Origin of the sequence: Bradyrhizobium lablabi, assembly GCF_900141755.1 — a bacterium.
In the GTDB taxonomy this organism is placed as follows: Bacteria; Pseudomonadota; Alphaproteobacteria; order Rhizobiales; family Xanthobacteraceae; genus Bradyrhizobium; species Bradyrhizobium lablabi_A.
Genome location: NZ_LT670844.1, coordinates 6,411,281 through 6,433,499, shown reverse-complemented (window position 1 = coordinate 6,433,499; position 22,219 = coordinate 6,411,281). Strand labels below are relative to the sequence as shown.

Here is a 22,219-nt window from a genome sequence, read left to right as displayed (position 1 = left end):
GGCTGCTAGCGAAGATCCCCGCGCTGGAGCCGCCGATGACCCCCGACTGGAACGCGATCCGCCTCGAGTTGCTCGAGATCGACGAGCCGATCCGGGCGACGCTGCGCGAGATGCGGCCGTTTTTCGCAAAATCGCTGCCTGGAATTCTCGCGCGGTTCTATGACAAGGTTCGGCGGCACGATCCGACCTCGGGCATCTTCAAGGACGGCGCGATGGCGGAAGCCATCCGCCTGCAGCTGCAACACTGGGACCTGATCGGCGGCGGCGATTTCGGCCTCGCCTATTTGGGTTCGATCGCGCGCTTCTGCGAGTTCAACCAGCGCGCCCGCGTCGCGCCGCAATGGTATGTCGGCTGCCGACTGATGTTCGTTGCTAGCGAGTTGATGAAGGCGGTCGAGGCCGAAGTCGGGGTTCCGTCGTCGGGCCGCGCCGCGCAGGCCGCGCGCGACAAGAAGGCGCAGATGCAGAGCGCCATCGCCAAAGCCAACATGCTGGACACCGAAAACGTCGTCGCGATCTACTTCGGCTCCAACCGTCAGGCGCGCAAGGATGCCATCGCACAAGCCAGCGACCGCTTCGGTGCCATCACTACTTCGCTGTCGACCGCGTCCAGCGAGTTGGAACGTACGGCGCGCGCGCTGACCGACAATGCCGGCAACACCACGCGGCTTGCCGCCGTGGTCGCCAATGCCTCCGAGGAAGCCTCCAGCAACGTGCAATCGGTGGCGTCGGCGACCGAGCAACTGGCAAGCTCGGTGCGCGAGATTTCGAAGCAGGTCCAGGAATCCAACCGCGTCTCCGCCAGCGCCGTGCAGCAGGCCGACGAAACCAACGCGCGCATCAACGCGCTGTCGCAGGCGGCGAGCCGGATCGGCGACGTGGTCAAGCTGATCACTTCAGTGGCCGAGCAGACCAATCTTCTGGCGCTCAATGCCACCATCGAGGCGGCGCGCGCGGGCGAAGCCGGCCGCGGCTTTGCGGTGGTGGCGCAAGAGGTCAAGGCGCTCGCCAGCCAGACCGCCAAGGCCACCGACGAAATCGGCATCCAGATCGCGGGCATGCAGACCGCGACCGCGGAGGCGGTCGGCTCGATCAAGACGATCTCTTCGACCATCGGCAAGATTTCGGAGATCACCGGCGCGATTTCGGCGGCGATCGAGCAACAGGGCGCCGCTACCCAGGAAATTTCCGGCAATATCCAGCGCACAGCCTCAGGCACCTCGCAGGTCGCGGGCACCATCGCCGAAGTCAGCCACGGCGCCACCCAGACCGGCGCGGCATCGAACCAGCTATTGTCATCGGCGAAGCAATTGTCGGATTCGACCACCAGCCTGCAGGCCGAGATCGACGGCTTTTTGAAATCGATCGCGGCTGCGGCGTAGGTTTCATCCGTCTGACAACAAGAGAGGCGTCATCACCGGGTTTTTGTTGTCCCGATGATCCACGTCTTCTTCTTTCACGAATAGACAAAGACGTGGATGGCCGGGTCATAGGCGAGCGGAAGCGACGCCGTCCTTCAGACGGCTATGCCCGGCGATGACGGCGTTGGATCAGAGGCGGGCTATCAGCCCCGCGCCATCGCCTGCAGACCCTTGAACGTCAACCGCTTGGGGTCCTTCACGCCGGCCAGATAAAGCCTGCGGATGAAGGCTGTGACCTGCTCGCGATCGCAATCGGTCAGCGCGACCACGGCATCAACGGCAATTCTCTGGGCGTCCATTGGCTTTCTCATGGTGTCGGATACCTTGACCGCCCAGCTTACAATTGACCTGTTAATACGGCGTTAACTGTCTCCCAAGGTGGCCGATTCGACTGCCCGGGCGAATACGTGAAACAACGCATGGCCCGCGTTAGCACATGTCGCGCGCTCACGAATACCGCATCACCCCGTCATCGACCTTGCCGAAACGCAAGCTGACGATATCGAGCGCGTAGTTCTGATAGAGCCGCCACGGCCGCTTCGAGCCTTGCTTCGGCATTTTCGCGATCGAGCGCTGCACGTAGCCGGAGGAGAAATCCAGCGACGGCAATTCGGTAATGGTGGGGTCGACGTTGTGCGGCACACATTGCTTGTAGCCGTGCCGGTCCATGTAATTGATCAGGCGGCAGACATATTCGCAGGTCAGGTCGCATTTCAGCGTCCACGACGCGTTGGTGTAGCCGAACGAGGAGGCGAGATTGGGCACGTCCGAATACATCATGCCCTTGTAGTTCAGCGTTTTTGAAAAATCGACCGCGCGGCCGTCGACGGCAACCTCCATGCCGCCGAGCACCTGCAGAACGAGACCGGTGGCGGTGACGATGATGTCGGCCTCGAGTTCGCTGCCATCCTTCAGCCGGATGCCGTTTTGGGTGAAGCTGTCGATCTCGCTGGTCACGACGGAGGCGCGCTTCTCCCTTATGGCGTTGAACAGATCGCCATCGGGCACCAGGCACAGCCTCTGGTCCCAGGGATTGTAACGCGGCGTGAAATGGGTGGCGATATCGTAGTCCGGGCCGAGCGCCATCCGGACGCCGCCGAGGATCAATTGCTTGACCCGCGCCGGCTGACGCCTGGAAAGCTGGAAGAAATACATCCCCCACATCACGTTGCGCCAGCGGATCAGATGATACGCGAGCTTTGCCGGCAGGTTGCGCCGCAATTTGTTGGCAAGCGGGTCCTGCGCCGGGCGCGAAACCACATAGGTCGGCGAGCGCTGCAACATGGTGACATGGCCGGCGGCTTTCGCCATTTCCGGCACCAGCGTCACCGCGGTCGCGCCCGAGCCGATCACCACCACGCGCTTTCCGGCGTAGTCGAGATTTTCAGGCCATTTCTGCGGATGCATGATCAGGCCTGCGAAATTCTCGCGGCCGGAAAATTCCGGCGTATAACCTTCCTCGTATTTGTAATAGCCCGAGCACATGAACAGGAAATTGCACGTGAAGTGCACGATCTCGCTGTCGCCCTCGCCGACGCGGCGTTCGGCCTCCACGGTCCAGCGCGTGTCCGGTGTCAACCACGACGCCCGCCTGACCCGATGATGAAAACGGATCTTCTTGTCGATGCCGTTGTCAGCGGCGGTCTCGCGCACATAGTTCAGAATCCGCGGGCCGTCGGCGATAGCCTTCGGCTCGGTCCATGGCTTGAACGAATAGCCCAGCGTGAACATGTCCGAGTCGGAACGAATGCCGGGATAGCGGAACAGGTCCCAGGTGCCGCCGATGCAGTCGCGGCCCTCGAGGATGACGTAGCTCTTAGCCGGACATTTCTGCTGCAGGTGAAAACCCGCGCCGATGCCGGACAGGCCAGCGCCGACGATCAGCACGTCGAAATGTTCTGCCATGGTGGTGGCCTCCCGAACCCTGCTCTTTGCCGCCGGGTTCACCCCGCCTATCTTTGCTTCACACGCAGACTGTAGAGACGTGGATGCCCGGCACAAGGCCGGGCATGACGAAAATCGTATTTTGAGTTCGGCGTTATTCCGGGACGCGAACAAAGCGCGCCCGGAATGACGATAAAAGTCTCAATACCGGTAATGATCCGCCTTGAACGGGCCTTCCGGCTTGACGCCGATATAGTCGGCCTGGTCGGGCCGAAGTTTCGTCAGTTTGACGCCGATCTTGGACAGATGCAGCCGCGCGACCTTCTCGTCCAGCGTCTTCGGCAGCACATAGACCTTCTTCTGGTACTTGCCGTCCTTGTTGTTGGCGAACAGTTCGATCTGCGCCAGCGTCTGGTTGGTGAACGATGCGGACATCACAAAACTCGGATGCCCCATGGCATTGCCGAGGTTCACGAGGCGCCCCTCCGACAACAGGATGATGCGGTGCTTGTCGGGAAACTCGATCTCGTCGACCTGCGGCTTGATGTTGGTCCATTTCAGATTGCGCAAGCCCGCGATCTGGATCTCGTTGTCGAAATGGCCGATGTTGCAGACGATGGCGCGGTCCTTCATCGCGCGCATGTGCTCGATGGTGATGATGTCCTTGTTGCCGGTGGCGGTGACGAAGATGTCGGCGCGGGGCGCGGCGTCTTCCATGGTGACGACCTCATAGCCTTCCATCGCCGCCTGCAGCGCGCAGATCGGATCGACTTCCGACACCATGACGCGGCAGCCGGCCTGGCGCAGCGAGGCCGCAGAGCCCTTGCCGACGTCGCCGAAACCCGCGACCATCGCGACCTTGCCCGACATCATCACGTCGGTGCCGCGGCGGATGCCGTCGACCAGGGATTCACGGCAGCCATAGAGATTGTCGAATTTTGACTTTGTCACGCTGTCGTTGACGTTGATCGCCGGGAACAGCAGCGTGCCCTTCTTCTCCATCTCGTAGAGCCGGTGCACGCCCGTGGTGGTCTCTTCGGAGACGCCCTTGATGTTCTTCGCGATCTCCGCGAAGTAGCCTTTCGGCTTTTCTTTCAGCAGTCGCTTGATCAGCGCGAAGAACACTTCCTCTTCTTCCGATCCCGGCTGGTCCAGGAACTTCACGTCGCCCTGCTCGGCGCGCAGCCCGTGATGCACCAGCATGGTGGCGTCGCCGCCGTCGTCGAGGATCATGTTCGGCGTGCCGCCGCCATGCCAGTCGAACAGTTTTGCGGTGTAGTCCCAATATTCCTTGAGGCTCTCGCCCTTCACCGCGAACACCGGAATGCCGGCGGCGGCGATTGCGGCGGCGGCATGATCCTGCGTCGAATAGATGTTGCAGGAGACCCAGCGGATGTCGGCGCCGAGGGCCGCCAGCGTCTCGATCAGGACTGCGGTCTGGATCGTCATGTGCAGGGAGCCCGCGATGCGCGCGCCCTTGAGCGGTTGCTTCGGGCCATACTCCTCGCGCGTCGCCATCAGGCCGGGCATCTCGGTCTCGGCCAGCGAAATCTCCTTGCGGCCGAATTCGGCGAGCGAGATGTCCTTGACGATGTAGTCGGTGAAGGCGGGCTTCTTGGCGGTGGCGGTTGTCATATGATCTTTCCTGAGCGGATGAATTTGGACGTATCGGTAGCAGACGAAGCTGGACGCTTTGTGACGTGCTCTGCTCCCTCGCCCCGCTCTTGCGGGGAGAGGGCAACGGCGGCCTACCGGCCGCCGCTCTTCATCTAAGAACGCCGATGCGGAGCATCGGCTATGGTGAGGGGCATCTATCCGCGAATACCGAACAGCGGAATTTGCGGAGCCTCCCCCTCACCCGCCGCGAAGACGGGCGGCCTCTCCCCGCAGGCGGGGAGAGGCAAGAAAGCATCACACCGCGCGCTTCAGCACTTCGGCGAGGTCGGTCTTTTCCCAGGAAAAACCGCCCTCATTGTCCGGCGTGCGGCCGAAATGGCCGTAGGACGACGTCCGCGCATAGATCGGCCGGTTGAGATCGAGATGCTTGCGGATGCCGCGCGGCGTCAGATCCATCGCCTCGGCGACGACTCTCTCGAGCTTGTCCTCGGGCACCTTCCCGGTATCGTGGGTGTTGATGTAGATCGACAGCGGCCGCGCCACGCCGATCGCGTAAGCGAGCTGCAGCGTGCAGCGATCGGCAAGGCCTGCCGCGACGATGTTCTTGGCGAGATAGCGCGCGGCATAGGCTGCGGAACGGTCGACCTTGGTCGGGTCCTTGCCGGAAAACGCGCCGCCGCCATGCGGGGCCGCGCCGCCATAGGTATCGACGATGATCTTGCGCCCGGTGAGGCCGGAATCGCCGTCGGGGCCGCCGATGTAGAATTTTCCGGTCGGATTGATGTGCCAGATGGTCTTGCCGTTGATCCATTCCTTCGGCAGCGCCTCGCGCACATAGGGCTCGACGCGCGCGCGGACCTGGTCCGAGGTCATGTCCTCGACGAGGTGTTGATGCGAGACCACGATCTCGCGAACGCCAACGGGCTTGCCGTTCTCATATTGCACGGTGACCTGGCTCTTGGAGTCCGGGCCCAGCACCTTTTCCTTGCCGGAGTGGCGCGCTTCGGAAATCAGCCGCAGAATCTTGTGGGCATAGAAGATCGGCGCCGGCATCAAATCCGGGGTCTCGTTGCAGGCATAGCCGAACATGATGCCCTGGTCGCCCGCGCCCTCTTCCTTGTTGGTGCCGGGCTGCAGCGCGTCGACGCCCTGCGCGATGTCGGCGGATTGCGGATGCAACAGGATATCGATCTCGCAGGTGTTCCAGTGGAAACCTTCCTGCTCGTAGCCGATGTCCTTGATCGCCTCGCGCACCACGCTTTCGATCATTTCGTTGGTGACGGATTTGGGACCGCGGGTTTCGCCCGCGATCACGACCTTGTTGGTGGTGGCGAGTGTCTCGCAGGCAGCGCGGATCGCCCAGGGATCAATACCCGCCTTCGGGCCTTCGCGATAAAACAGGTCGACGATCTCGTCCGAGATCCGGTCGCAAACCTTGTCCGGATGGCCCTCGGAAACCGATTCTGAGGTGAACAGATAAGACGCGCGCATCAACTAACCCCTTTCCGCCAGACCTCGGCGGTATTTTTGATGTTGTCCAGAAGTGTCAGTCCCGACGGCGCGAGATGACGTAGGATTCGTCGTAGAACCAGAGTCCGTTATGCTTGCGCAGAACTTCCCTGGTGGCATCGAGCGTTCGGCCGCTTTCAGTCATTTCCGTCAACCGGTCGTCCTCGATCTGGGCGACATACACCGCCGCGTTCCAGGCTGCAAAGGCCGTCGAGGTTCCGATCGAGCCGGTGACCTCATTGGGCAGCGCTTCCATATCATAGCGGAAGATCGAACGGTTATCGGCATAGGCATTAAAGTTAAGGTCGCGCCCGGCCGATCCCAATTCATATTTCACCGCGCGCAATAGCTCATGACGGCTCACCGCGAAAGGATTTTCTCCGGGCCACACTGCCTGAATAATTTCCAGCCCGGGATCCTGTCCGTGGGAGTGGATTCCGATCAAACGGCCGCCCGCCCGCAGCGCCCGCGCCAGCGGCGCAATGATGCGTTTGGCGCGAAAATTGACCGAGGACTTGGCACGATAGGGCTGGGAAGCGATGATCAGGTCGAAATTGGCCTCGCATCGGCCGGCCCGGGGGATAATCTGGTCGAGCAGGAACCGGTGGTCTTCCCGATACAGCACGATGGCAACCGGCCGCTCATACACCGGCATGCCCGAGCGCGGGCTGACATTGGCCCGCCAGTTCTGCTCCAGAAACGGCCCTAATTCGGCGATCTGGGCCTCGAATTCGCCCGAGGACGCCCCCTGCAGCGCCACCTCGTGCCAGATCATGCCTGAGGCCGCGGCCGGCGAAGCCGGCGTCAGCCACGGCGCCTCCGCGTAGTACATGTTGGTGAGCACAAAAACCGTCGCCGGATGCTCGAACAGCCGGTCCGGGACCTTGGCGAGCGTCAGGCGGACATCTTCCAGGCTGAGTTCCTTGCCGGCGATATAGAACGGCATATGGGGAAAGCGGCCATGCATCGAGCGCAGCACCCGCGCCAGCACCGTGCCATCGCCGACGCCGGCATCGAATACCCGTAGCGCCGGCGGCCGGGGATGGATGCTGGAAAGCTCCAGCGCCACCCTTTCTGCTATCACCCGTTTTTCGCTGCAGGTATGCACAAACAGCAGGTATTTTTGCCGGTTCTCGAAAAACCGGAAATTACCTCTCGGGTCGCGCTTCTCGGGGAGGACCTCGAGCCCGCGCGGCGGCGGCAGCCCGCCCGGCATCGAGGCGGCGATATAGGCCTGGATGCGGTCCAGGGTGTCGATGGTGATGCGCTTGCCCTCGCGTAAGCGATGCACCAGTTTGCCGTCATTGACGGCGCGGCGCCCGAAGGTCGATTCGGCCATATCGGCCTGGCGGCAGAATTGCGAAATCTGGCTCAGGATCTGGTCGTTCTTCATCGGGACCCGGATTGGGACAGGCTGGTGGGCAGCCGCGGCTGGCGTGGGCGTCCTATCATCATCCGCCCACCGGGGGAAGGCGGCGTTGAACCCGGGGACCTGGGCCGGCAACAAATCTACGGATGCTCTTTCCATCATTGCGAGCGAAGCGAAGCAATCCATGGCGCCGCAAGTGAAGCTGGATTGCTTCGTCGCGTCGCTCCTCGCAATGACGAGACAACTGATTTCAGGATGATCTCATGCGCCGTTCTTTGCTGATAATTATGACGGTGATGGCCGCGCTATGGTCGGGACCCACGTTTGCCCAATCCCGCGCGCAGCTCGGGCCACTCTGCACCAGCGAGGGTACCCCGGCCGACCAGCAGATCGACGCTTGTAACAAGATCATCGCGTTGAAGGCTTTCTCCGGCGAGCAACTAGCCACGGTCTATTTCTGGCGCGCCGTCGGCTGGAACAAGAAGGGCGACTACGCACGAGTGATCGCCGACACCACCGAGGCGCTGCGCCTAAAGCCCAATCAGGCGCTCTACAACATGCGCGGCTCGGCCTATTACGACAAAGGCGAAGACGATATCGCGATTGCCGACTTCAACGACGCGCTGAAAATCGGCCCGCCGAACGGCACCATCTTTCATAACCGCGGAAACGCCTGGCGCTCCAAGCAAGACTTTGCGCGCGCGATCGCGGACTACGATGAGGCGATCCGGCTTAATCCGAAGGAAGCCTATTCGTACCAGAACCGTGGGATCGCAAAACAGGCGCTCGGCGATCTCGATGGCGCACTCGCCGATATCAACCAGGCGATCCGGCTCAATCCCGCGCTGCCCTCTCCGCTGATCAACCGCACGGTAATCTGGCGCGCCAAGGGCGATTTCGACCGGGCCATTGCCGACGCGACCGCCGCGATCGGGCTCGCCAACGCCAACGCGCCGGTCGCCGTCTTGACGCCACCGGGCAGCGTCCTGATCTCGGCCTATCTCCACCGTGCGCTCGCCTATGAGGCAAAGGGCGATTTTGAGCACGCCAAACAGGATTTCAAGGCAACGCTAGCGGGCGTGGCGTCGGATGCCGGCAGCAAGGCCAACCAGGCCACCGCGAGGGTGCGCTTGTCGCTTTTGTCGGAGCCGGTTGCGCCGTCCCCCCAAACTCCGCCGGCGTCGTCGGGCGAGGTGCAGACGGCGACCTCAACGCCGGCATCTCCAGAGACTTCTACGCCCGCATCACTGCCCGTCCCCGTTACGACCGCGAGTGCCGGCCGGCGCGTTGCGCTGGTGATCGGCAACGGCGCCTATGCCCATGTCAGGGCCCTGCCCAATCCGCCGAACGATGCAAATTCGGTCGCCAAGAGCCTGCGCGACATCGGGTTCACCGTCTCGGAAGGCGTCGATCTCGACCGCGCGGCAATGCAGAAGATGACAAGCGACTTCCTGCGCGGCGCGGTCCGCGCCCAGGTGGCGCTGGTCTATTACGCCGGCCACGGCGTTCAGATCGACGGCCGCAATTATCTGGTGCCGGTAGATGCGCAACTGAAACCCGGCGGCAAGATCACCGACGGCATGATCGACATGGATACGATCCTGGCGGGCCTCGACGACCCCGTCCGCACCAACATCTTGATGTTCGACGCCTGCCGCAATAATCCACTCGAGCAGCGGATTGCCTCCACCGAGCCGAACCGCGCCGTCGAGGCCGGATCGGGACTGGCGGCACCGGGCCCGCTCGGCGCAGGCTCGACCTTGGGCGCGGGGACGCTGATCGCATTCGCGACCGCGCCCGGACGGGTGGCGCTCGACGGCCAGGGCGCCAACAGCCCGTTCTCGGCGGCGCTGTCGCGCTACATCGGCACGGCGGGCCTCGAAGTGCAGCAGATGCTGACACGGGTGCGCGCCGAAGTCGTCGCCACCACCGGCGGCAAGCAAGTGCCGTGGTCGAACTCGTCGCTGCTGGGTGAGGTTTATCTGGCGGCGAAGTGAGGTTCGAACCTCGCCCCGCTTGCGGGGAGAGGTCGGATTGCTACGAACGATGCGAAGCATCGTCCGGAGCACTCCGGGTGAGGGGGACTCACCACGGGTACCTCTTCTTCAGAAATCGCGGAGCCGGCCCCTCACCCCGCCCTCTCCCCGCAAGAGCGGGGCGAGGGAGAAGTAACCTACTTCCCCCACACCTCACGCGCGACATCGACCGCGAGCTTCAACTTCGCCCACTGCTCTTCCTCGGTGAGCAGGTTGCCCTCTTCGGTGGAAGCAAAGCCGCATTGCGGCGACAGCGCGAGCTGATCCAGCGGGGCGTATTTGGAGGCTTCCTCCAGCCGCCGCTTGATGTCGTCCTTTTTCTCCAGCGCGCCGCTCTTGGAGGTGATGACGCCGACCACCACGATCTTGTTGCCCTTCGGCAGGAACCGCAGCGGTTCGAAGCCGCCGGCGCGCTCGGAATCATATTCCAGGAAATAGCCGTCGTAATTGGTGCCGGCCAGCATGGTCTCCGCCACCGGCTCATAGCCGCCGGAGGAGATCCAGGTGGAGCGGAAATTGCCGCGGCAGACATGCGTGGTGATGGTCATGTCGGCCGGCCGTTCCGCGATCGCATAGTTGATGATGCGGGCGTAAATCTCCTGCAGGCCGTCGGGATTGTCGCCGCGCTCGCGGGCCTTTTTCAGTTCGTCCTGCGAGCAGAGATAGGCCCATACCGTGTCGTCGAACTGCAGATAGCGGCAGCCGGCGTCATAGAAGGCCTTGACCGCCTTGCGATAGGTCTTTGCGAGGTCCTCGTAGAAGCCGTCGAGATCGGGATAGATCTGTTTTGAGATCGACTTGCGGCCGCCGCGGAAATGCAGCACCGCCGGCGACGGGATCGTCATCTTCGGCATCACGTGCGCGATCTCGCACTGCTTTTTCAGGAATTTGAAATGCGCGAGCATCGGATGATCGTCCGGGAAATCGAGCTTGCCGATCACCCGCACGGCCTCGTGCCGGGTTTCGACGCCGGCGAACTGGATGCCGGTGTCCGGGTGAAACAGTTCGCAGCCCGAAAGCTTCGCGAGAAAATCAAAATGCCACCAGGAGCGGCGGAATTCGCCGTCGGTCGCAAGCTTCAGGCCGACCGAGGCCTGCCGGTGCACGATTTTTTCGATTTCCATGTCCTCGACCTTGCGCAGATCGTCGGCGGAAATCTCGCCCTTCTCCAGCTTGGCGCGCGCCTCCTTGATCTTCGGCGGCCGCAACAGGCTGCCGACCTCGTCGGCGCGGAATGGGGCTTTTGTTCTTTGCATGGTCTTGGCTCCAAGAATCTTCCAAGAATTTAATGTGCCGCGGCGCCGGAGACGCCGAGATAGCGTTCGAGTGCCGCGGGATCGGCCTTCAGAGCGGCACTCGCCGCATCGTGAACGATCGCGCCGCGCTCCAATATCACAACGCGGTCGGCAAGCCCTAAAATCTTTTGGGCATTCTGCTCGACAATAATCGAGCAGATGCCGCCGGCGCGGGTGATGGTGCCGAGCGCTCTCAGCAGCTCCTCGACGATGATCGGGGCCAGCCCCTCGGTCGGCTCGTCCAGCAGCAACACCTTGGGATTTAGCGTCAGCGCGCGGCCGATCGCAAGCATCTGCTGCTCGCCGCCGGAAAGCTGGTTACCGAAATTGCTGCGGCGTTCTTTCAGCCGCGGAAACATTTCGTAAACCTTCTCGACCGTCCAGGGCCCCGGCTGGGCGACCGCGGTCATGTTTTCCTCAACCGTCAGCGAGCGGAAAATGTTGCGCTCCTGCGGCACCCAGCCGATACCCGCCCGCGCCCGCTGATCGGGCCGCATCGGCGTGATATCGAGCCCGCCGAGGCTGACGGTTCCGCCGAAACGGCGGGTGATCCCGACGATCGAATTGATCAGCGTGGTCTTGCCGGTGCCGTTGCGGCCCAACAATGCCAGCACCTGGCTTTCCGGCAGGCGAAGCGACATGCCGGGCAACACCACGGCTTCGCCATAGCCGGCGCGCAAGCTATCGATCGTCAGCAGATCAGGCATCGGCGGCCTCGCCGAGATAGACCGCCTTGACGCGTGGATCGCGCGCCACCTCGTCGGGCGGGCCTTCGACCAGGAGCGCGCCGTTGACCAATACCGAGATGCGGTCGGCGAACGAGAACACCAGATCCATGTCGTGCTCGATCAGCAATACCGTGACGTCGCGCGGCAAGGAGGCGACGGCTGCTAGAATATCGTGGCGCTCGCTTTCGGGAACGCCGGCGGCGGGCTCGTCGAGCAACAGCACCCGTGGTTTGGCGGCGATCGCGACCGCAATCTCCAGCAGGCGCTGCTTGCCATAGGGTAGCGTCGCGGTCAGTTCGTTCATGACGTCGAGTAGATGGAAGCGCGAAAGTATTTCGGCGATCTCGGCGTTGATGTCGTCGCGCGTGCCCATCCGCCGCCACCAGTCACCGCCGCGGCCGAGCCGTTCCGAGACCGCCAAGCCGATGGTCTCGAGCGGCGTCAGATCAGCATAGAGCTGATTGATCTGGAAGGTGCGCGACAGCCCTCGCAGCACCCGCGCATGCACCGGCAAATCGGTGATGTCGTTTCCTTCCAACAGGATGCGCCCGGCATTGGGCTTGAGCACGCCGGTCAATTGATTGATGACGGTGGTCTTGCCGGCGCCGTTCGGGCCGATCAAAGCGTGGCGGGCACCCTGCCCGATCCGCAGCGACAGGTCGCGGGTGACCTTGAGGCCGCCGAAATGCTTTTCCAGGCCTTTGGTTTCCAGCGCGATGGTCATGACGCGTCGCTCTCGGGAACGGCAACGATGGCCTTGCGGCCGGCGAATTGCCGGATGATCAGGTTCGGGGCCCACAGCACCCAGCGATGCAGGCGGGCGCGACCGACCAGCACAATCACGATCAGCACAAGGCCGATCCAGAACTGCCAGTATTGCGGGGTGATGGTCGAAAACACTTCCTGCAGCATCCGGAACACCACGGCGCCGATCAGGCCGCCGTAGAGATAGCCGGTGCCGCCGATCACCAGCACCAGCATCAGATCGGCCGAGCGCTCGAACGCGAACACATCGAGCGAAGCGAGCGCCGTGGTCTGGGTGAACAGTGCGCCCGCGATCCCGGCATAAAACGCGGCAACCGTGTAGATCGCGATCAGGCGCCGGTTGACGGGGATGCCGATGGCGGCGGCGCGCAGCGGATTGTTCTTGATCGCGCGCAGCGACAGGCCGAACGGCGAGTGCACGATCCGCCTTGCCAGCAGGAACAACAGGAACAGCACGGAAAGCGAATAGAAGAACCCGACCTTGCCGAACATGTCGAAGGCGAACAAATGGAGGATCGGCGCCATCTCGATGCCCTGCAATCCGTCGGTGCCGCCGGTGATGTCGGAAAAACGTTCCGCCAGCGCTTCCAGCAACAGCGCAATCCCGAGCGTCACCATCAGGCGAGTCAGATCGGCGCCCCTGATCACCAGGAAGCTCGTGAGAAAGCCGAGCACGGTGGCAACGAGACCGGCCACGATCAGCGCGATCACCGGCTCGGTGATGACGCCGTGCAAGGCGAGCAGCCCCGCGGAATAGGCGCCGACGCCGAAGAACGCGGCGTGGCCCAGCGAGACGATGCCGGCATAGCCCAGGATCAGGTCGAGCGACAGCGCGAACAGCCCCAGCCGCACGATATCGGTCATGATCAGATAGCGGGAGGGAAACAGGAACGCGCAGGCGAGCGCCAGAATCCAGAACGCGATCTCGCTCCAGTGCCAGCGCGCATGCTGCCTGGCGTGATAACCGACATCGGCTTGCGCGGTCATGGCAGCGCTCACCGGGCGGCAGTGCGGCCGAACAGGCCGTTCGGGCGCCAGAGCAGGATCACGATCATGATGGTGTAGATCACGAACGGCCCCATCTTCGGCACGTAATATTTGCCGGCGACATCGCCGATCCCGAGCAGGAGCGAGGCGAGAAACGGTCCGGTGATGCTGGAAGAACCGCCAACCGTCACCACGATCAGGAAGTAGATCATGAATTTCAGCGGGAAATACGGATCAAGTCCCAAAATCTCCGCGCTCAGCGCGCCGCCGAGACCGGCAAGGCCGCAGCCAAACGCGAAGGTGAAGGCAAACACCTGCGGCACGTTGATGCCGAGCCCGCTTGCTGCGCGCGGATCGTCCACCGCCGCGCGCAAGCGGCTGCCGAACCGGGTGCGCGCCAGCACGAGCTGCAGGCCCGCGGTCAACAGGCCGCAGATCACGATAATCATCAGCCGATAACGTCCGATGCCGACGCCGAAGAAGTCGATCTGCCCTTCAAGCGCCGCCGGAATCTTGATGAAGACCCGCGACGATCCCATGATGTAGTCGACGGCCGCCACCGACATGAAGACGAGGCCGATCGAGAACAGCACCTGATCGAGATGGCTTCTGGTGTAGAGGTGACGATAGAGCGAACGCTCCAGCACCGCGCCGATCAGGGCGCTTGCGACAAAGGCCAGCGGCAGGCCGACGAAAAACGGCCAGCCGGACTGGTTGACCAGCACCGCGCAGACATAGCCGCCGGTCATGGCAAACGCGCCATGGGCGAGATTGACGAAATTCATCAGCCCGAGCGTGACCGCGAGCCCGCAGGCGAGCACAAACAGCAGCATGCCATAGGCGACGCCGTCGAACAGGATGGTGAGCAGCGTGGTCATGCGATGGGGTGAACCGAGGTTACGGGACGCTGAGAAAGCAACGTGCAATATCTACGCCGTCATGGCCGGGCTTGTCCCGGCCATCCACGACTTCCTTCGCCAAGAAGAAAGACGTGGATGCCCGGGACAAGCCCGGGCATGACGTGGAGGGTGCGCGGTCAACAACGCGCGCCCCGTTTGTGGAAACTCACTTCTTCGTCTTGCCGCTATCCTTCACGGCCTCAAAGGTCTGGAACTCGACATTGTAGAGTTCGCCGTCGACCTTCTCGACCTTGCGGATGTAGATGTTCTGCACGATGTCGCGGGTTTCCGGATCGATCGAGATCGGGCCACGCGGGCTTTCCCACTTCATGCCCTTCATGGCTTCGACGAGCTTGTCGCCGTCGGTGTCGCCGCCGGTCTTTTTCAGCGCCTCGTAGATCAGATGGATGCCGTCATAGCCGCTCACGGCCATGAAGCCGGGCCGCGAAGAAAAGGCCTTCTTGTAGGCAGCGACGAAATCCTTGTTCATCTGCGATGGGTGCGCGGCAGAATAGAGATGAGCGGTGACCGTTCCCAAGGCAGCGTCACCCATGCCGTTCAAGAGATCATCGTCCATGACGTCGCCGGGGCCGATCACCTTGATGCCCGATTTGTCGAGCCCGCGCTCGGCATACTGCTTCATGAAGTTGCCGCCCTGCCCGGCAGGAACGAATACGAACATGGCGTCGGGCTTGGCGTCCTTCATCCGCTGCAGGAACGGGGCGAAGTCGGGATTGGCCAGGGGTACCTTGACCTCCTCGACGATCTCGCCGCCGCCGGCGGTGAAATTCTGCTTGAAGAAGTTCAGCGCGTCGTTGCCCGGCGCATAGTCCGAGGTCAGCGTTGCGACCTTCTTGATGCCGTTCTTGACCGCCCAGTCGGCGATGATGGTGGAGGATTGGGCGAGGGTAAAGCTGGTGCGCACGATATAGGGCGAACGCTCGGTGATGATCGAGGTGCCCGCCGCCATCACGATCTCCGGTATTTTTCCCTGCGTCGCGAGCGGCGCCGCCGCCAAAGCCGCCGGCGTGACGCCGAAACCGGCAATGAAGTTGACCTTATCGTTGACGATCAATTCCTGCGCGGCGCGCTTGGTATTGTCGGGAACCGCGCCGTCGTCCTTGAGGATGACTTCGATCTTCTTGCCGGCGACGGTATCGCCGTTCTGCTGCATGAAAAGCTTGACCGCGTTTTCGATCTGCTTGCCGGTGGATGCCTGCCCGCCGGTCATCGGCAGGATCAGGCCGATTTTTACGGTGTCTTCGGCACGCGCCGGCGCAACCGTGACGATGCCTGCGACAACCGCGGCGGTCGTTGCCCACGAGAGCGTTTTGGTACGAATGAACATGAACGTTTCTCCCCCTGATCGGTCTTGTGGCTCGAACCGCGTCCCCGGCCCTTGCCTCACCATAGCCCAGATTTTTCGGCCGTGTAGCGCGGCGACATGGCGTCTTCCGATGCCCAATTGTCAATCGGACGAAGGATGTGCTCCCGGCGCAAGGCGAGGCTTCGGTCCGGTAGCGACGAGCCAGCATGCTGGTGTTATAATACCATCGACGCTCGTGGAGCTCCGTCGCTCGGTCGCCCTGAGGATGGCATCGCGCATGTTCCTGTTTCGCGTCATCGGATTTGGCTGCCTCACTATTTGTACGATTGTACAAACAAAATGGTCTTGTCAACAATGAAGCCCGTCGCGGGCGAAAACGGCGGGCGTGCCCCAAATCCATCATGCTTTAAGGTCAAAGCGCTAACCTGCTCCCATGCCGATCCGTGCCCGCCATATCTTCATGATTGTCGCGATCTCGTTCGCGGGTTTCGCCTTGAGCGGTTGCTCGACCATCAACGCGAAGCTCGCGGATGGATTGGGCGACTACGTTCCGCAATGGGCCGGCGGCCTCCCTGCGGATGCGCCGCCGCGTCCCGGCACCGCCAAGTACGAAGAATTCATGAAAGAACGGGAACGCAAGCGCCTCGAGCCCGCCGCGCCGACGACGACAAACGACGCGGCCAAGACGAGCGACCCGGCCAAATCCAACGCCTCGCTGGACCCCCTCCACTGAGCACGGGAAAGTTATCGACCACCTGGTAACGCGATCGGCCTGTGCAGGCGTATACGGCAATAACACTGCGTGCGGGCGTGAAGAGCGGGACTATCGATGCGTTGGTTGGCTGGCGTTGTCGCGGCTGTGATCCTGCTGCTTCTGATCTACTTCGGATCGGCGGCGTCCTCGCTTGCCAAACTGGCGGCGGCCGTACGCGCCGGTGATGGCGCCGCGGTGCTTGCAAGGACCGACCTCAAAACGCTCAATCACTCGTTGACGGATCAGATCGTCCGGTCCTATCTCGAACGCATCGGCGCGACACGGCAGATCAAGCCGATGGAACGGGTGTTGATCAACACCTATGGGGCTTCCATTGCCGATGCGATGGTGGCCAAGATGCTAACCCCTGAGAGACTGACGCAAATGCTGAAAACCGGCAGCCTCGACGCGCCCGGGGTGCCGTCGTTTGCCGGGTTGCCGGCACTGGCCGACCTGCAGACCTCCGACTGGCTGTCGCTGCTCGGCCGGGTCAAGGTCATCAAGCCGGTGCTGCTCGCGATCCGCGTCAGCAACTCGTCCGAACCTGACGATTACGCCGCGATCGATCTGCACTCTGAAGGTCTTGACTGGAAACTCGCGGGCATCGAATTGCCGAAGCCTATCGTTCGCGACCTCGCGGCAAGCCTGCCGGTCAAATAAGGCTCGAACTAATCCATGAACACCACGGTCTTGCGGCCGTTGAGGATGACACGGTCCTCCAGATGGTAGCGGATCGCGCGCGCCAGCACGCGGCGTTCGATGTCGCGGCCCTTGCGGACGAGATCCTCTGGCGTGTCGCGATGGCTGATGCGCTCGACGTCCTGGTCGATGATCGGGCCCTCGTCGAGGTCGCTGGTGACGTAATGCGCGGTGGCGCCGATCAGTTTGACGCCGCGCTCATGCGCCTGGTGATAGGGCCGCGCGCCCTTGAATCCCGGCAGGAACGAGTGGTGGATATTGATGCAGCGGCCCGACAGCTTTGCGGACATCTCGTCTGACAGGATCTGCATGTAGCGCGCCAGCACGACGAGATCGGTTTGGGTTTCACCGACGAGATTTAAGATCGCCATCTCCTGCTCGCGCTTGGTCTCCTTCGTCACCGGCAGGTGATAAAACGGTATCTCGCCGAAATCGAGATTGTTGTAGGTCTCACGCGGGTGGTTGGAGACGATCGCGGTCGGGATCATCCGGAGTTCGCCGGTGCGCCAGCGGTACAGGATATCGGCGAGACAATGATCGGATTTCGAGACCAAGAGCATCACCCGGCGATTGGCGGCACGGTCGCGCATCTGCCAGTCCATGCCGAAGCGTTCCGCGATGCTGGCAAATCCGGTTTGCAGCGCGCCAAGATTGACCGCGAGGCCGGCGGCGGTGAAGACCACCCGCATGAAGAAATGGCCGGTCTCGACGTCATTGTACTGCTGGGCGTCGAGAATGTTCTGCCCGTTATGGGCAAGGAATGTCGAGACCGCCGATACGATGCCGGGACGGTCCGGGCAGGACAAGGTCAAGACGTATTGATGCTCGGCCATGGAAGGATTCGGTTACCGCAGAGGTGACGATGGAACAGCGATTTGCGGCCCTGCTCTATCACCGGAAACGCCCTTGCGCCAATCCCGACCCAAGCGTCATGATGAACAAACTACACCCGATCGGCGTGAGAGCAACATCATGGCGGACAGATTGAATGGTTACCGAATCCTGATCCTGGAAACACGCGAGGAAGCCCAGTTTTCGCGCATGCTCGCGGAACAGGGCGCGGACGTGCTGCAATGTCCGATGTTTGCGATCCACGATGCCCCCGACCCCGCGCCCGTCGAGGCCTGGATCCGCCGCTCCATCGAAAGGCCTTTCGACGATCTGGTGCTGATGACCGGTGAAGGGCTGCGCCGACTGATGAAGGTGGCGCGGCGAATGAACCGGGAGAAGGATTTTGTTTCAGCGCTCGCAAACGCGCGAAAATTCGCCCGCGGCCCCAAGCCCGGGCGTGCGCTGCGCGAGATCGGACTGGAGCCGCAAGTGACGACGGAGAAGCCGACCTCCGAAGGGATCGCCGAGATGCTCGCGCGGATCGATCTGAAGGGCCACCGCCTGGGCCTGCAGCTTTATCCCGACAAGGATCACAGCGCGCTGATCGGCGCCATCACGGCGCAAGGCGCCGAAGTCGATAGCGTTACGCCGTATGTCTATGACGCGCAGGCGGCTGATGGGAACATCGTCACCGCGATCGACGAGATGGCGCAAGGGCACGTCGACGCGATTGCGTTCACCAATCTGGGGCAGGTCCGCCGCCTGATCGAAGTGGCACGCGCCCATGGCTGCGAGGCGCGCCTGCGCGAAGGCTTGGCGAAAACGCCGATCGCCTCGGTCGGACCCGCGGTCTCGGGCGAACTCAAATCGCACGATTTGCGTACCGACATCTATCCCGCCAACGAGGCGTTCTTCATGAGGCCGCTTATTTCGGCGATGGCGGCGGCATTGGGGAAAGCGCCGCCGCGCGCGGCGACCAAATAATTTTTAACCTCGTCATTCCGGGGCGATGCAAAGCATCGAACCCGGAATCTCGAGATTCCGGGTCTGGTGCTAGCGCACCATCCCGGAATGACGGCTGGGGTGACAAGCAATCACTCGGCCGCCTGTTTCTGTTCGCGCAAATACGCCTGATAAGCCAGTCGAATTCCATCCTCGAGCGAGGTGCTGGCGCGCCAGCCCAGTTTGGCAAGGCGGCTGACGTCGAGCCATTTGCGCGGCGTGCCGTCGGGCCGCGAGGGGTCGAAGCTGATGCCGCCGGTGTATCCGACGGTTTTGGCGACGACGCGCGCGAATTCGGCGATGGTGATGTCCTCGCCGGTGCCGATATTGACCAGCTCTTCATCCGAGTAGGTTTTCATCAGATGGATGCAGGCGTCGGCGAGGTCGTCGACATACAGGAACTCCCGCCGCGGCGTGCCGGTGCCCCAGACGACGACATTAGAAGCGCCGGAAACCTTGGCCTCGTGGAAACGGCGGATTAACGCGGCGACGACGTGGCTAAATTCGGGATGATAATTATCGCCCGGCCCATACAGATTAGTCGGCATCACATTGATGAAGTCGCAGCCATACTGGCTGCGATAGGCTTCGACCATCTTGATGCCGGCGATCTTGGCGATCGCATAGGGCTCATTGGTCGGCTCGAGCGGACCGGTCAGCATGGCGTCCTCGCGCAGCGGCTGCGGCGCAAGTTTTGGATAGATGCAGGATGAGCCGAGAAACATCAGTTTCTCCGCGCCGTTGACGTGGGCGGCATGGATCACATTGGCCGCAATGACGAGATTCTCGTAGAGAAATTCGCCGCGCAGCGTGTTGTTGGCGACGATGCCGCCGACCTTTGCCGCCGCCAGGAACACGACCTGCGGGCGGGTTTTGGCAAACCAGTCGAACACCGCGGCCTGATCGCGCAGGTCGACTTCGCTGCGCCTCACGGTCTTAAGTTCGACATTCTCCCGCGAAAGCCTGCGCGCCAGCGCGCTGCCGACCATCCCGCGGTGCCCGGCAACGAAGACCGTCTTGCCCTTGAGCTCAAACGGGGTTCTTGCCATTGGCAACCTCTCGCCGGGCGATCTCGAGATCGCCCGCCACCATTTCCTTGACCAGCTGCGCAAAGCTCGTCTTCGGCTTCCAGCCGAGCTTTTCGCGCGCCTTGCTGGCATCGCCGATCAAAAGATCGACTTCGGTCGGACGGAAATAGACGGGGTCGATGCGAACCAGCGTCTTGCCGGATTTCTTGTCGATGCCGGTCTCCTCGATGCCCTTGCCGCGCCATTCGATGCCGCGGCCGACTTCCGCAAACGCAAGCTCGACGAATTCGCGCACCGAGCGGGTTTCGCCGGTCGCCAGCACGAAGTCGTCGGGTGCGTCTGCCTGCAATATCCGGTGCATGCCCTCGATATAGTCCCGTGCATGGCCCCAGTCGCGCTTGGCGCTGAGGTTTCCGAGATACAGCGTGTCTTCGAGACCGGTCTCGATGCGGGCGACGCTGCGGGTGATCTTGCGGGTCACGAAGGTCTCGCCGCGGATCGGGCTTTCATGATTGAACAAGATGCCGTTGGAAGCAAACATGCCATAGGCCTCGCGGTAGTTCACCGTGATCCAGTAGCCGTAGAGCTTGGCGACGCCATAGGGCGAGCGCGGATAGAACGGCGTGGTCTCTTTCTGCGGCACTTCCTGAACCAGACCATACAGCTCCGAGGTGGACGCCTGGTAAAACCGCGTCTCCTTCTCCATGCCGAGAATCCGGATGGCTTCCAGTAGCCTGAGCACGCCTAGCGCATCGGCATTGGCGGTATATTCGGGGCTTTCGAAACTGACGCCGACATGGCTCTGGGCGGCGAGGTTGTAGATTTCGGTCGGCCGGATCTGCTGCATCAGCCGGATCAGATTGGTCGAATCCGTCATGTCGCCGTAGTGCAGCAGAAACGGCACATTGCCGGCGTGCGGGTCTTCGTAGAGATGATCGACGCGGGCGGTATTGAACGAGGACGAGCGCCGCTTGATGCCGTGCACCGTGTAGCCGAGACCAAGCAGGTACTCGGCAAGATAGGCCCCGTCCTGCCCGGTAACGCCGGTAAGGAGCGCAACGCGACGTTTGGAATCCTGAACCGCCATATCCACTCCAGCAAAGCCCCGGGCCCGTCCGAAGGCAAGGGCCACCCGCGGCGCAGGCCATAGCATTCGACCCCCGCGAAGTCTAATACCCAAAAGTCGATTGGAATCAGAGGGATGGGAACCTGGGTGCGCTCCCCCCGCAAAATCGCGGCCAAGGACCCCGGATTCGGTCAATCGCCATAATTGCGCAACCGCTCGAGGTCGATCACGGTCACGCCGCCATATTCGAGTCTCAACAGGCCCTGCTGCTCCAGTTTCTTCAGACACTGGTTGGCATTTTGCCGGGACATACCGGACAGCGCGCCGATTTCCTCCTGCGTGATCTCCAGGTGAGGTGTCAGGTCCGGATAGAGAATGGGATTGAACAGCGAGGCGATGCAGCGAGCCAGCCGTGCCGTTGCATCCAGCGTCCGGCCGTATTCGATAAGCGCGATGAACTGGCCCAGCCGTTCGTTGAGTTGCCCGACCAGGAAGCGATTGAACCCCACGCTGTTCTCGAACAGCCAGAGGAAGGTGCTGCGGTCCATCATGGCGAGGCGCGTATCGCGCAATGCCACCACATCGTAGCGGCGGGCCTCGTTCTTGAGCACGGTGCCCTCGCCGAACCAGGCACCGGCGGTCAGGCCGGCGAAGCTCGTGGCCTTGCCGCCGCGGGATACGATGCCCATCCTGGCCAGACCCGAGACGACGCCGGTCCAATATTCGAAATGGTCGCCCCGCGCAAAGATGAATTCGCCTGTGCCATAGGATTTCTCGACGATACCGGCGCGCGCGATTTCAATCTCCCCCGCGTTCAGTCCGCGCGACCAGGCCGCGATACGCGCAAGGTAGTCTGGAGCAATCATCCTCGTTGACCGTCGCCCGTTTGCTCAACCCCGGCCATCACCATATTGCGCTGCAACAATGACCCCCACCCCTCCGCCGAGCGACGAAGGCACCCGAGCCTTGCGAAATTTGCCCGACGAATTGTCAGGCACAAGA

The 22,219-nt window shown here is 62.3% G+C and carries 20 protein-coding genes; 5 read left to right on the top strand and 15 right to left on the bottom strand.

What is annotated here, in order from left to right:
* Nucleotides 1-35: 35 nt before the first annotated feature.
* The gene (locus B5526_RS29705; protein ID WP_079543325.1) at nucleotides 36-1,382 is read left to right on the top strand and encodes a globin-coupled sensor protein; all 1,347 of its coding nucleotides are present in this window, start codon (nucleotides 36-38) and stop codon (nucleotides 1,380-1,382) included.
* A 182-nt stretch (nucleotides 1,383-1,564) separates the two neighbouring features.
* Here the strand turns inward: B5526_RS29705 and B5526_RS38545 are convergent, their stop codons facing one another.
* The 5 genes from B5526_RS38545 to B5526_RS29685 form a co-directional block, all read right to left on the bottom strand.
* Complete coding sequence (locus B5526_RS38545) at nucleotides 1,565-1,720, bottom strand: hypothetical protein (RefSeq protein WP_172842139.1); 156 nt, start codon at nucleotides 1,718-1,720, stop codon at nucleotides 1,565-1,567.
* Nucleotides 1,721-1,868: 148 nt separating this feature from the next.
* A complete protein-coding gene (locus B5526_RS29700) occupies nucleotides 1,869-3,326 on the bottom strand; it encodes a flavin-containing monooxygenase (RefSeq protein ID WP_079543324.1) in 1,458 nt (485 codons plus the stop codon).
* A 180-nt stretch (nucleotides 3,327-3,506) separates the two neighbouring features.
* Nucleotides 3,507-4,940 (bottom strand): adenosylhomocysteinase, encoded by a 1,434-nt coding sequence (gene ahcY / locus B5526_RS29695; protein WP_079543323.1) that lies wholly within the window; start codon nucleotides 4,938-4,940, stop codon nucleotides 3,507-3,509.
* A gap of 276 nt (nucleotides 4,941-5,216) precedes the next feature.
* Entirely contained in the window at nucleotides 5,217-6,413 is a 1,197-nt protein-coding gene (gene metK / locus B5526_RS29690; protein ID WP_079543322.1) for a methionine adenosyltransferase, read from the bottom strand.
* A gap of 55 nt (nucleotides 6,414-6,468) precedes the next feature.
* Nucleotides 6,469-7,824 (bottom strand): hypothetical protein, encoded by a 1,356-nt coding sequence (locus tag B5526_RS29685; protein WP_079543321.1) that lies wholly within the window; start codon nucleotides 7,822-7,824, stop codon nucleotides 6,469-6,471.
* Between the two features lie 239 nt (nucleotides 7,825-8,063).
* On the opposite strand from B5526_RS29685, the gene B5526_RS29680 reads away from it, so the two are divergent.
* Nucleotides 8,064-9,797 (top strand): tetratricopeptide repeat protein, encoded by a 1,734-nt coding sequence (locus B5526_RS29680; protein ID WP_079543320.1) that lies wholly within the window; start codon nucleotides 8,064-8,066, stop codon nucleotides 9,795-9,797.
* Nucleotides 9,798-9,973: 176 nt separating this feature from the next.
* On the opposite strand, the gene B5526_RS29675 is transcribed toward B5526_RS29680, so the two are convergent.
* The 6 genes from B5526_RS29675 to B5526_RS29650 all read right to left on the bottom strand — a co-directional run bounded on the left by B5526_RS29675 (nucleotide 9,974) and on the right by B5526_RS29650 (nucleotide 15,858).
* Nucleotides 9,974-11,092 carry a cobalamin-independent methionine synthase II family protein gene (locus B5526_RS29675; protein WP_079543319.1) on the bottom strand — a complete coding sequence of 373 codons (1,119 nt, stop codon included), beginning with the start codon at nucleotides 11,090-11,092 and terminating at the stop codon, nucleotides 9,974-9,976.
* A 29-nt stretch (nucleotides 11,093-11,121) separates the two neighbouring features.
* Nucleotides 11,122-11,838, bottom strand: a complete 717-nt coding sequence (locus B5526_RS29670) for an ABC transporter ATP-binding protein (RefSeq protein ID WP_079543318.1) — start codon at nucleotides 11,836-11,838, stop codon at nucleotides 11,122-11,124.
* Nucleotides 11,831-12,583 (bottom strand): ABC transporter ATP-binding protein, encoded by a 753-nt coding sequence (locus B5526_RS29665; RefSeq protein ID WP_079543317.1) that lies wholly within the window; start codon nucleotides 12,581-12,583, stop codon nucleotides 11,831-11,833. Before B5526_RS29665 ends, B5526_RS29670 begins: the two co-directional genes overlap by 8 nt.
* A complete protein-coding gene (locus B5526_RS29660; RefSeq protein WP_079543316.1) occupies nucleotides 12,580-13,611 on the bottom strand; it encodes a branched-chain amino acid ABC transporter permease in 1,032 nt (343 codons plus the stop codon). The genes B5526_RS29665 and B5526_RS29660 overlap by 4 nt, the downstream gene beginning before the upstream one ends.
* An 8-nt stretch (nucleotides 13,612-13,619) precedes the next feature.
* The gene (locus tag B5526_RS29655) at nucleotides 13,620-14,489 is read right to left on the bottom strand and encodes a branched-chain amino acid ABC transporter permease (protein WP_079543315.1); all 870 of its coding nucleotides are present in this window, start codon (nucleotides 14,487-14,489) and stop codon (nucleotides 13,620-13,622) included.
* Between the two features lie 187 nt (nucleotides 14,490-14,676).
* The gene (locus B5526_RS29650) at nucleotides 14,677-15,858 is read right to left on the bottom strand and encodes an ABC transporter substrate-binding protein (RefSeq protein WP_079543314.1); all 1,182 of its coding nucleotides are present in this window, start codon (nucleotides 15,856-15,858) and stop codon (nucleotides 14,677-14,679) included.
* Between the two features lie 412 nt (nucleotides 15,859-16,270).
* Between B5526_RS29650 and B5526_RS29645 the strand changes: the two genes are divergently transcribed.
* Together B5526_RS29645 and B5526_RS29640 are read left to right on the top strand one after the other, a co-directional pair.
* Nucleotides 16,271-16,570, top strand: a complete 300-nt coding sequence (locus B5526_RS29645) for a hypothetical protein (protein ID WP_079543313.1) — start codon at nucleotides 16,271-16,273, stop codon at nucleotides 16,568-16,570.
* 96 nt (nucleotides 16,571-16,666) lie between these two features.
* The gene (locus B5526_RS29640) at nucleotides 16,667-17,251 is read left to right on the top strand and encodes a DUF2939 domain-containing protein (protein WP_079543312.1); all 585 of its coding nucleotides are present in this window, start codon (nucleotides 16,667-16,669) and stop codon (nucleotides 17,249-17,251) included.
* An 8-nt stretch (nucleotides 17,252-17,259) separates the two neighbouring features.
* Here the strand turns inward: B5526_RS29640 and purU are convergent, their stop codons facing one another.
* Nucleotides 17,260-18,123, bottom strand: coding sequence for a formyltetrahydrofolate deformylase (gene purU / locus B5526_RS29635; RefSeq protein ID WP_079543311.1), 864 nt, complete (start codon nucleotides 18,121-18,123; stop codon nucleotides 17,260-17,262).
* Between the two features lie 139 nt (nucleotides 18,124-18,262).
* Between purU and B5526_RS29630 the strand changes: the two genes are divergently transcribed.
* Entirely contained in the window at nucleotides 18,263-19,105 is an 843-nt protein-coding gene (locus tag B5526_RS29630) for a uroporphyrinogen-III synthase (protein ID WP_079543310.1), read from the top strand.
* Between the two features lie 110 nt (nucleotides 19,106-19,215).
* Here the strand turns inward: B5526_RS29630 and fcl are convergent, their stop codons facing one another.
* The 3 genes from fcl to B5526_RS29615 all read right to left on the bottom strand — a co-directional run bounded on the left by fcl (nucleotide 19,216) and on the right by B5526_RS29615 (nucleotide 22,083).
* Complete coding sequence (gene fcl / locus B5526_RS29625) at nucleotides 19,216-20,172, bottom strand: GDP-L-fucose synthase (protein ID WP_079543309.1); 957 nt, start codon at nucleotides 20,170-20,172, stop codon at nucleotides 19,216-19,218.
* A complete protein-coding gene (gene gmd / locus B5526_RS29620; protein ID WP_079543308.1) occupies nucleotides 20,153-21,238 on the bottom strand; it encodes a GDP-mannose 4,6-dehydratase in 1,086 nt (361 codons plus the stop codon). The genes fcl and gmd overlap by 20 nt, the downstream gene beginning before the upstream one ends.
* Before the next feature lie 170 nt (nucleotides 21,239-21,408).
* A complete protein-coding gene (locus tag B5526_RS29615; protein WP_079543307.1) occupies nucleotides 21,409-22,083 on the bottom strand; it encodes a Crp/Fnr family transcriptional regulator in 675 nt (224 codons plus the stop codon).
* Between the last annotated feature and the right edge of the window lie 136 nt (nucleotides 22,084-22,219).

Bases quoted from the DNA above. Each gene is read 5' to 3' on its own strand.
- B5526_RS29705 (WP_079543325.1), top strand. From the start codon at position 36: ATGACCCCCGACTGGAACGCGATCCGCCTCGAGTTGCTCGAGATCGAC.
- B5526_RS38545 (WP_172842139.1), bottom strand. From the start codon at position 1,720: ATGGACGCCCAGAGAATTGCCGTTGATGCCGTGGTCGCGCTGACCGAT.
- B5526_RS29700 (WP_079543324.1), bottom strand. From the start codon at position 3,326: ATGGCAGAACATTTCGACGTGCTGATCGTCGGCGCTGGCCTGTCCGGC.
- ahcY (WP_079543323.1), bottom strand. From the start codon at position 4,940: ATGACAACCGCCACCGCCAAGAAGCCCGCCTTCACCGACTACATCGTC.
- metK (WP_079543322.1), bottom strand. From the start codon at position 6,413: ATGCGCGCGTCTTATCTGTTCACCTCAGAATCGGTTTCCGAGGGCCAT.
- B5526_RS29685 (WP_079543321.1), bottom strand. From the start codon at position 7,824: ATGAAGAACGACCAGATCCTGAGCCAGATTTCGCAATTCTGCCGCCAG.
- B5526_RS29680 (WP_079543320.1), top strand. From the start codon at position 8,064: ATGCGCCGTTCTTTGCTGATAATTATGACGGTGATGGCCGCGCTATGG.
- B5526_RS29675 (WP_079543319.1), bottom strand. From the start codon at position 11,092: ATGCAAAGAACAAAAGCCCCATTCCGCGCCGACGAGGTCGGCAGCCTG.
- B5526_RS29670 (WP_079543318.1), bottom strand. From the start codon at position 11,838: ATGCCTGATCTGCTGACGATCGATAGCTTGCGCGCCGGCTATGGCGAA.
- B5526_RS29665 (WP_079543317.1), bottom strand. From the start codon at position 12,583: ATGACCATCGCGCTGGAAACCAAAGGCCTGGAAAAGCATTTCGGCGGC.
- B5526_RS29660 (WP_079543316.1), bottom strand. From the start codon at position 13,611: ATGACCGCGCAAGCCGATGTCGGTTATCACGCCAGGCAGCATGCGCGC.
- B5526_RS29655 (WP_079543315.1), bottom strand. From the start codon at position 14,489: ATGACCACGCTGCTCACCATCCTGTTCGACGGCGTCGCCTATGGCATG.
- B5526_RS29650 (WP_079543314.1), bottom strand. From the start codon at position 15,858: ATGTTCATTCGTACCAAAACGCTCTCGTGGGCAACGACCGCCGCGGTT.
- B5526_RS29645 (WP_079543313.1), top strand. From the start codon at position 16,271: ATGCCGATCCGTGCCCGCCATATCTTCATGATTGTCGCGATCTCGTTC.
- B5526_RS29640 (WP_079543312.1), top strand. From the start codon at position 16,667: ATGCGTTGGTTGGCTGGCGTTGTCGCGGCTGTGATCCTGCTGCTTCTG.
- purU (WP_079543311.1), bottom strand. From the start codon at position 18,123: ATGGCCGAGCATCAATACGTCTTGACCTTGTCCTGCCCGGACCGTCCC.
- B5526_RS29630 (WP_079543310.1), top strand. From the start codon at position 18,263: ATGGCGGACAGATTGAATGGTTACCGAATCCTGATCCTGGAAACACGC.
- fcl (WP_079543309.1), bottom strand. From the start codon at position 20,172: ATGGCAAGAACCCCGTTTGAGCTCAAGGGCAAGACGGTCTTCGTTGCC.
- gmd (WP_079543308.1), bottom strand. From the start codon at position 21,238: ATGGCGGTTCAGGATTCCAAACGTCGCGTTGCGCTCCTTACCGGCGTT.
- B5526_RS29615 (WP_079543307.1), bottom strand. From the start codon at position 22,083: ATGATTGCTCCAGACTACCTTGCGCGTATCGCGGCCTGGTCGCGCGGA.